8 protein-coding genes are annotated in these 8,530 nt (G+C 57.4%); 5 read left to right on the top strand and 3 right to left on the bottom strand.

Features of this window, described 5'->3' with window-relative positions:
• Window positions 1–1,534, bottom strand: a 1,534-nt coding sequence (locus HNQ83_RS23095; protein ID WP_256669141.1) for a M10 family metallopeptidase, incomplete at its 3' end; no start/stop codon positions are given.
• 262 nt (window positions 1,535–1,796) lie between these two features.
• On the opposite strand from HNQ83_RS23095, the gene HNQ83_RS23090 reads away from it, so the two are divergent.
• Together HNQ83_RS23090 and HNQ83_RS23085 are read left to right on the top strand one after the other, a co-directional pair.
• A complete protein-coding gene (locus HNQ83_RS23090) occupies window positions 1,797–2,441 on the top strand; it encodes an MBL fold metallo-hydrolase (RefSeq protein ID WP_175391065.1) in 645 nt (214 codons plus the stop codon).
• Window positions 2,442–2,545: 104 nt separating this feature from the next.
• On the top strand, window positions 2,546–3,274 hold the full coding sequence (locus tag HNQ83_RS23085) for an OmpA family protein (RefSeq protein WP_175391064.1): 729 nt from the start codon (window positions 2,546–2,548) through the stop codon (window positions 3,272–3,274).
• Between the two features lie 259 nt (window positions 3,275–3,533).
• On the opposite strand, the gene HNQ83_RS23080 is transcribed toward HNQ83_RS23085, so the two are convergent.
• Window positions 3,534–3,968 (bottom strand): YhcB family protein, encoded by a 435-nt coding sequence (locus HNQ83_RS23080; protein WP_047533043.1) that lies wholly within the window; start codon window positions 3,966–3,968, stop codon window positions 3,534–3,536.
• A gap of 144 nt (window positions 3,969–4,112) precedes the next feature.
• Here HNQ83_RS23080 and HNQ83_RS23075 point away from each other — a divergent pair, with 144 nt between their 5' ends.
• The 3 genes from HNQ83_RS23075 to zapE all read left to right on the top strand — a co-directional run bounded on the left by HNQ83_RS23075 (window position 4,113) and on the right by zapE (window position 7,307).
• Window positions 4,113–4,742: an alpha/beta hydrolase gene (locus HNQ83_RS23075; protein ID WP_175391063.1), complete on the top strand. Its 630-nt coding sequence runs from the start codon at window positions 4,113–4,115 to the stop codon at window positions 4,740–4,742.
• A gap of 24 nt (window positions 4,743–4,766) precedes the next feature.
• On the top strand, window positions 4,767–6,122 hold the full coding sequence (locus tag HNQ83_RS23070; RefSeq protein WP_175391062.1) for a tryptophan--tRNA ligase: 1,356 nt from the start codon (window positions 4,767–4,769) through the stop codon (window positions 6,120–6,122).
• Between the two features lie 90 nt (window positions 6,123–6,212).
• Window positions 6,213–7,307 (top strand): cell division protein ZapE, encoded by a 1,095-nt coding sequence (gene zapE / locus HNQ83_RS23065; RefSeq protein ID WP_020799783.1) that lies wholly within the window; start codon window positions 6,213–6,215, stop codon window positions 7,305–7,307.
• Window positions 7,308–7,476: 169 nt separating this feature from the next.
• On the opposite strand, the gene HNQ83_RS23060 is transcribed toward zapE, so the two are convergent.
• Window positions 7,477–8,472, bottom strand: a complete 996-nt coding sequence (locus tag HNQ83_RS23060) for an asparaginase (protein ID WP_175391061.1) — start codon at window positions 8,470–8,472, stop codon at window positions 7,477–7,479.
• Window positions 8,473–8,530: the final 58 nt, after the last annotated feature.

The following is an 8,530-nucleotide window of genomic DNA, read 5'->3' as shown; positions in this document are numbered from 1 at the left end:
ACGAGAACACCCGGTCGTAGGCGGTGAGGGACGCGTCGGTTTCGATCACCACATCGCCGACGTTGTCGACGTAGTAGGTATCGATACCTGCGCCACCAATCATGGTGTCGGCGCCGAGGCCACCGTCGAGGGTGTTGTTCTGATCGTTGCCGGTCAGGGTGTTATCGAGATTGTTGCCGGTACCGTTGAGGGCGGTGCCGGTCAGAATCAGGTTTTCGACATTGGCACTGAGTGTCCAGTTTACCGAGGCGCGCACGGTATCGATTTCGCTGGCCAGGGCACTGGTCTCGGTGACGGTGTCGCCGAGGTTGTCGACGATGTAGGTGTCATTGCCAAGACCGCCTTCCAGGTTATCGGCGCCGAGGCCACCGTCGAGAATGTTGTTGCCGTTGGTACCGACGATGCGGTTGTTCACGGCGTTGCCGGTGCCATTGAGGTTGGCGCTACCGGTCAACAGCAGGTTCTCGACGTTGGCGGCCAGGGTGTAGTCGATGGACGAGAACACCCGGTCGTAGGCAGTGAGGGACGAGTCAGTTTCGATCACCACGTCGCCGACGTTGTCGACGTAATAGGTGTCGACGCCGTCTCCACCGATCATGGTGTCGGCGCCGAGGCCACCATTGAGAGTGTTGTTCAGGTCATTGCCAATCAGCGTGTCATCAAAAGCCGAACCGATGGCGTTTTCGATTTTGGCGCCGAAAGCAATCGCCAATGCATCAGTAACATTCGTCTGGTGCGCGATATCGAGAAATGCTTTACCGATGGTGCTGAAAGCGCCTTCATTTAGGTTGATTCGTACTGATTGAAGCTGGTTGCTGCCATCGATAGTGTCGTTACCGCCTCCGTCCCAGATAGTCTCGAAAATTGATTGATCCGCAGCCCATTTGTAGACGGTGTCACCGGCTTGCCACAAATTGTTGGCGCCATACAGGCTTTGGATCGCGTATATGTCGAGCAACATCGGCGTCGTCGGTTCATAGGAGTACGCGTTGTTGTAACTCATGACAGTGTAAAAAACGCTGTCCATCGATGGGTCAAGAATCTGGTTGTTTGTCGCACTTGCAGAGAACGGATGCTTCAGGCCAAGTGCATGTCCGATCTCATGTACAAAGGTCAGGAAGTCATAAGTGCCTTTGACAGGATTGGGGTTGTTGGTTACCGGACCAATCCATACATCCCCGCCTCTTGGGCTGTTGTCTGGGTAATAGGCCCAGGCGGCCGTATCGGAGTCCATCGAGGAGTAACCACCAAAACGCAAGTCGCCGACGTTTGTACGGGTATCGCTGGTCAGGGTGAATTTGATATCTGCAACGGCGCTCCAGGTGCTTAGCGCATTGATGACCGCGTTTTGCTGTTCGGAGGTCAGCGAATAGGCATCAGTGTATTCATTTACGGGACTGTATTTTGTGGCGAAGTACGAAGTGGTTTCCGAAATGAAGCTGTAGCTGAGCTGGGTAGACCCGAAGGGACTCCAATCGTTGCCTAGCCAATAGGTGCCTGAGATGAGACTGTCGACGGCCTTGATGCCGGTCATCCACGAAGGAAAGCTAAAGGAGTAACTAGTAGGCGTAGGCATGCGAAATTCCTGAGTGCGCTGCGGTCCTTCCTGAATGCGACCGCTACAAAAGTTCGATTTTGCAACAAAATTGATACGCTTGGTATCATATGGCCACTATTTTCTGATTGCTGGCGTCAGATAACCGGCTCGGGGAAATGTATCGACGAGTAACGTAGAATTCTGAAGTGAGGCTCACTTCACACTGTCCAAGACAGGCCATCGATTTTCAGGACTTCTCATGACCACCCCAAGCCCTGCTCTTATCCGCGAAACCTTCCCCGTCGGCCCTTTGCAGTGCAATTGCACGATCATTGGCGACCCAATCACTAAAAAGGCTATCGTCGTTGATCCGGGTGGCAATCATGAATTGATCCTGGCCCGCCTCGATGCTCTCGGCTTGAAGGTGGTCAGCATCGTTCATACCCATGCGCATCTCGATCACTTCCTGGCATCCGGTCAATTGAAAGAGAAAACCGGCGCCACCCTGCACTTGCACAAGGAAGATCAATTTCTCTGGGATAACCTGGAGATGCAGTGCCAGATGTTCGGTGTTCCCTACACGCCCGTACCGTCACCCGATCGCTGGCTGGCCGATGACGAAGAACTGGCCTGTGGTTGCGGTGTGGCATTGCACACGCCGGGTCATACGCCGGGTTCCATGAGCTTCTGGTTTTCCGAGGCCAAGCTGCTGATTGCCGGTGACACACTGTTTCGTCGTGGAGTAGGGCGCACGGATTTGTGGGGTGGCGATCAGGCGACCATCGTGCGTTCGATCAAGCAGCGCCTGTATACCCTCGACGAAGAGGCAATTGTTGTGGCCGGACACGGTCCCGACACCCGTCTGGGTGACGAGATGCGCGAGAATCCCTTTGTTCGGGCCTGATTTGTAACTCGCGGAATTTTCGTCTGCCAAAACGTTCCAACGCCCGCAATGGTTCGATGCTTGCGTCCGTTGCACCACAGAATGCAAAAAAGTAGGAGCTCCTCATGTTCACCACGCGTCGTTTGATTATTGTTGCTACTGCCGTGGCGCTGTTGTCCGGTTGTGCATCACCCAACCCCTACGACAACCAGGGCCAGGCCGATGGCGGCTCCACGGGCATGAGCAAAACTGCCAAATACGGTGGGCTAGGCGCTCTGGCCGGTGCCCTGGCCGGTGCCGCCATCGACCACAACAACCGTGGCAAAGGCGCACTGATCGGCGCTGCAGTGGTGGGTGCTTCCGCCGCGGGTTACGGCTACTACGCCGACCAGCAGGAGAAAAAACTGCGGGCCAGCATGGCCAACACGGGCGTTGAAGTTCAGCGCCAGGGTGATCAGATCAAGCTGATCATGCCGGGCAACATCACGTTCGCCACCGATTCGGCGAACATCGCATCCAGCTTTTACCAGCCGCTGAATAACCTGGCCGGCTCGCTGAAAGAGTTCAATCAGAACCAGATCGAAATCGTCGGTTACACCGACAGCACCGGCAGCCGTCAGCACAACATGGACCTGTCCCAGCGTCGGGCCCAGAGCGTCGCGACTTACCTGACCTCGCAAGGTGTGAGCGGTACTAACCTCAGCGCCCGTGGCGCCGGTCCGGATAACCCGGTAGCCAGCAACGCTGACGTCAATGGCCGTGCGCAGAACCGCCGTGTCGAGGTCAATCTCAAGGCGATTCCGGGCCAGGAGTATGGTGGCCAGCAGCAAGGCAATGTTCAGCAGTACCCTTGATTGCCTGACTGAACCCCAGGTGTAAAAAAAGCCCGATTCTCAACCGATCGGGCTTTTTTATCGTCAGTTCCGGCCTCTTCGCGGGCAAGCGCGCTCACAGGGATTAAGGTCGTACACAAGATTTGTGCTTCATGCCAAACCTTGTGGGAGCGGGCTTGCCCGCGAAGAGGCCCTGACAGATAGCGAAGATATCGGGTCAGTAACAAAAAGCCCCCGGACAATCACTTGTCCGGGGGCTTTTTGATTGCCCGAAACCTGCTTACTTCTTCAGGCCGTAATGCTCATCGAGCATGCCCGGGGCGTTCGGGGCTTTGGGTGCGTAGTCGCGCGGTGGTTCCTGGTTGCGCGGTGGCGTCAGGCGTTCCCGTGGAGCCTGTGCCGCGTCGGCGTGCAGCGAAGCCAGCAAGCGTTGGCGGGTCTGCTCGTCCAGGGCCAGACGGTTGGCACCCTCGGCGAGATGATCCTGCACTTCCTGATAGCTCTGAGTCAGTTTCTTGACCAGGGTCGCCGTGCTGTTGAAGTGGGTAACCACCTCGTTCTGATAACTGTCGAAACGCTCCTGAATATCGTCCAGCTGACGTTGCGTGCTGCTAGGCGCGGCATTCGGCGCAAGGCGAGCGATCAGGAATCCAATGGCGACACCCACAACCAGGGCAAGAGTCGGTAACAACCAAACTAAGAGCGAGTGTTCCACGAGTCCTTCCTCTATAAACGGCTTTGCTTTACGTTAACGGCTCGAACCTGCGCTGTATACCGCGATTCACTCGTAATAGACAGCCGCAGACAATTTGCTAGACGAGTCGACCCGATTCGAGGTCACGGAGTTCCTTCCTTGCTTATGCGCGAAACCCCTGTAGTGATTGAAGGCCCGGTAGGGCAATTGGAAGCACTTTACCTGGATAACGATCAGAGCCGCGGCATCGCGCTGATTTGCCATCCAAACCCGGTACAGGGCGGCACAATGCTCAACAAGGTGGTGTCGACCCTGCAACGTACCGCCCGCGATGCGGGTTTGATCACCCTGCGTTTCAATTACCGAGGCGTTGGCGCCAGTGAAGGCTCCCACGACATGGGCACTGGCGAAGTCGATGATGCCCAGGCTGTGGCCGAATGGTTTCGGGCCAAACACCCGGATTTGCCCTTGACCCTTTTTGGTTTCTCCTTCGGCGGTTTTGTTGCGGCCAGTCTTGGTGGACGTCTGGAAGCGAAAGGCGAACAGGTCAAACACTTGTTCATGGTCGCACCCGCGGTCATGCGCCTGGGGGATCAGGATCAACTACCGCAACATGGCGATCTGACCCTGATCCAGCCGGAAACCGACGAAGTCATCGACCCGCAAGTCGTTTACCAATGGTCCGACAAGCTTGAACGTCCCCATGAGCTGCTGAAAGTGGCAGAATGCGGACACTTTTTTCATGGCAAGCTGACCGATCTCAAGGATCTTATCCTGCCGCGTCTTTCGAATTGATTGCAGTCTGACAAGCGATTACCCATGACGACTCGTACCCGTATCCTCACCGGCATCACCACCACCGGCACGCCGCACCTGGGCAACTACGCTGGCGCCATCCGCCCGGCGATCGTCGCCAGCCGTGACAGCAATGCCGATTCGTTCTACTTCCTGGCCGACTACCACGCCCTCATCAAATGCGATGACCCGCTGCGCATCCAGCGCTCGCGCCTGGAAATCGCCGCGACCTGGCTGGCCGGTGGCCTGGATGTGGATCGCGTGACCTTCTACCGCCAGTCCGACATTCCGGAAATCCCCGAACTGACCTGGCTGCTGACTTGCGTCGCCGCCAAGGGCCTGCTCAACCGGGCCCACGCCTACAAGGCCTCGGTGGACAAGAACGTCGAGACCGGCGAAGACCCGGACGCTGGCATCACCATGGGCTTGTACAGCTATCCGGTGCTGATGGCCGCGGACATTCTGATGTTCAACGCGCACAAGGTGCCGGTCGGTCGTGACCAGATCCAGCACGTGGAAATGGCGCGGGATATCGGCCAGCGCTTCAACCATCTGTTCGGTCAGGGCAAAGAGTTCTTCACCATGCCCGAGGCGCTGATCGAAGAAAGCGTTGCCACGCTGCCGGGCCTGGATGGCCGCAAAATGTCGAAAAGCTACGACAACACCATTCCGTTGTTCAGCAGCGCCAAGGAACTGAAAGACGCGATTTCGCGGATTGTCACCGACTCCCGCGCACCGGGCGAAGCGAAAGATCCGGATAATTCGCACCTGTTCACCCTGTTCCAGGCGTTTGCTACCCCGGCGCAATCCGATGAATTCCGCAGCGAACTGTTGCAGGGCCTGGGTTGGGGCGAGGCGAAGAATCGTCTGTTCCAGTTGCTGGACAACGAGCTGGGTGAATCCCGTGAGCGTTATCACCAACTGATCGAGCGTCCGGCAGATCTGGAAGACATCCTGCAACACGGCGCGAAAAAGGCCCGTGCAGTGGCGACACCGTTCCTGAACGAACTGCGCGAGGCGGTGGGCCTGCGTTCTTTCGTCGCCCAGACGCAAGTGGCGGCGACTACCAAGAAGAAGGCAGCGAAAGCCGCGCGTTTTGTCAGCTTCCGTGAAGACGACGGCAGTTTCCGCTTCCGCCTGCTGGCCGCCGACGGCGAGCAACTGTTGCTGTCACGCAACTTTGCCGACGGCAAAACCGCCGGACAAGTGACCAAGCAGCTGCAATCGGGTCAGCCACTGGATGTGCGCAAAGAGGACCTGAGTTTCAGCGTCTGGCTGGAAGGCGAGTGCGTTGCCGATAGCCCGGCTTTCGCTGACAGCGCCGCCCGCGATGCAGCCGTCGAGGCACTGCGGATTGCTCTGACGCCGATTCAGGAATAATCAACGGCTCGGCCCGACCAAGGGCTGATTGCCATTCCCACGGGCCATCGCTACAGTGACGGCCCGTTTTTGTTGCCTTGCTAACGAATTATGACGCCCCTAGAACGATATCAAGCTGATCTGAAACGCCCGGAGTTCTTCCATGACGCCGCGCAGGAAACCGCCGTGCGTCATTTGCAGCGCCTTTACGACGACCTGGTCGCGGCCGAGCAGAACAAGCCGGGCCTGCTGGGCAAACTGTTTGGCAAGAAAGATCAGGCGCCGGTCAAGGGCCTGTACTTCTGGGGCGGCGTAGGTCGCGGCAAGACTTACCTGGTCGACACCTTCTTCGAAGCGCTACCGTTCAAGGAAAAGTCCCGTACTCACTTCCACCGCTTCATGAAGCGCGTGCACGAAGAGATGAAAACCCTGGGGGGCGAGAAAAACCCGCTGACCATTATTGCCAAGCGATTCGCTACCGAAGCCCGGGTGATCTGCTTCGATGAGTTCTTCGTCTCCGACATTACCGACGCCATGATCCTCGGCACCCTGATGGAAGAGCTGTTCAAGAACGGCGTGACCCTGGTCGCCACCTCGAACATCGTACCGGACGGCCTTTACAAGGACGGCCTGCAACGCGCGCGCTTCCTGCCGGCCATTGCGCTGATCAAGCAGAACACCGAGATCGTCAACGTCGACAGTGGCGTCGATTATCGCCTGCGTCACCTCGAACAAGCCGAGTTGTTCCACTTCCCGCTGGACGAAGCGTCCCACGAAAGCCTGCGCAAGAGCTTTCGCGCGCTGACGCCGGAATGCACGGCCGCTATCGAAAACGATGTGCTGATGATCGAAAACCGCGAAATTCGTGCTCTGCGCACTTGCGATGACGTGGCATGGTTCGACTTCCGCGAGCTCTGCGACGGCCCGCGCAGCCAGAACGACTACATCGAACTGGGCAAGATCTTCCACGCCGTGCTGCTCAGCGGTGTCGAGCAGATGAGCGTCACCACCGACGACATCGCCCGACGCTTCATCAACATGGTCGACGAATTCTACGACCGTAACGTGAAGTTGATCATTTCTGCTGAAGTCGAGCTCAAGGACCTCTACACCGGTGGTCGCCTGAACTTCGAGTTCCAGCGCACGCTCAGTCGTCTGCTGGAAATGCAGTCCCATGAATTCCTGGCTCGGGCGCATAAGCCGTAGGATCGTTCGGGAAATGAAAAAGGCCTGCGACTGCAGGCCTTTTTTTGCGCTACAGGTTTACCGTAATTCCTGTGGGAGCGAGCCTGCTCGCGAAAGCGGTGGGTCAGTCACATTAGTGCTGGATGTGCCGACGTCATCGCGAGCAGGCTCGCTCCCACAGGTTTTTGTGTCAATGATGAAGAACCATGTCGCTACCGAGATAGCGCGGCAGTTCATCTTGACGTTGGCAGCCAATGAGCAGCCATAGCAGAGTCCGCGCTTTTCGCGGGCAGAGAAATCCAGCCATCGAGGCACCCTTGCTGATCAAATCCATCTCCCCTCCGCTGAAACCGTAGGTTGCCCTTGCAGTTGAGCCGGAGCCCGTTCGAGTGGCAATGATCACAGGGATTTTTCTGGCGATTTTTTCAATCACTTTCGCCCAGCTCTGCGAGACATGACCGGCACCGAACCCGGCGATCACCAGCCCGTCGTATCCGAGCGCGAGGATGTTTTCGAGTAACAAGGTATCGGCGGAAAGTGAGGCCTCAAGCATCGCCACTTTCTGTGAGGTTTTTTGCGGTAGGGGTAACACCGCGCGATGCCGCGGTGGGCGAAGATAATGAACGCGATCTTCGAGCAGCAGGCCGATGGGTCCCGTGACGGGCGAGGAAAACGCCTGCAACGCCAACGAATCGGTTTTACGCACGTTGGAGGCATGATGAATCTGCCCGTTCATCACGACCTGAACACCACGCTGTTGGCTGTGATGCGCTAGGGCGACGCGGCACGCATCCAGCAGATTCGCCGGTCCATCGCCTCCTGGTTGTGCTGCCGAACGCATGGCACCGGTCAGTACCAACGGGATGTCGTGTGGCCACAAATACTCAAAAAACGATGCGACCTCTTCCAAGGTGTCGGTCCCTTGAATGATCACGACACCAACGGCGCCTTGCTTGGCCTGAAACTTTGCCCAGCACAACACACTCAGCAAAAACTCGAAGTCCAGCGAAGCACTGGGCAGCATGCCCAAGGTTTCAACGGTTACGCGGGCCAGCGTAGTCAATTCCGGTATGGCGGTGAGCAAGGTCTCGCCGCTGACGGTCGGAATAACACCTTCACCGGCATTCCTCGCTTGCATGCATACCGTACCGCCGAGCGCTGCGACGGCCAGTTTGGGCAGGTCCATGTGGTACCTCGCTTGTTATTGACGAAAAGATGGCTGTATCCGCAATTGAGGTTGCGTT

It is taken from the genome of Pseudomonas sp. C2B4, assembly GCF_013359695.1.
In the GTDB taxonomy this organism is placed as follows: domain Bacteria; phylum Pseudomonadota; class Gammaproteobacteria; order Pseudomonadales; family Pseudomonadaceae; genus Aquipseudomonas.
This window is presented reverse-complemented; position numbering and strand designations above follow the sequence as displayed.

What these genes read in the sequence shown, in the direction of transcription:
- HNQ83_RS23090 (WP_175391065.1), top strand. Translation starts at nt 1,797, where the DNA reads ATGACCACCCCAAGCCCTGCTCTTATCCGCGAAACCTTCCCCGTCGGC.
- HNQ83_RS23085 (WP_175391064.1), top strand. Translation starts at nt 2,546, where the DNA reads ATGTTCACCACGCGTCGTTTGATTATTGTTGCTACTGCCGTGGCGCTG.
- HNQ83_RS23075 (WP_175391063.1), top strand. Translation starts at nt 4,113, where the DNA reads ATGCGCGAAACCCCTGTAGTGATTGAAGGCCCGGTAGGGCAATTGGAA.
- HNQ83_RS23070 (WP_175391062.1), top strand. Translation starts at nt 4,767, where the DNA reads ATGACGACTCGTACCCGTATCCTCACCGGCATCACCACCACCGGCACG.
- zapE (WP_020799783.1), top strand. Translation starts at nt 6,213, where the DNA reads ATGACGCCCCTAGAACGATATCAAGCTGATCTGAAACGCCCGGAGTTC.
- HNQ83_RS23060 (WP_175391061.1), bottom strand. Translation starts at nt 8,472, where the DNA reads ATGGACCTGCCCAAACTGGCCGTCGCAGCGCTCGGCGGTACGGTATGC.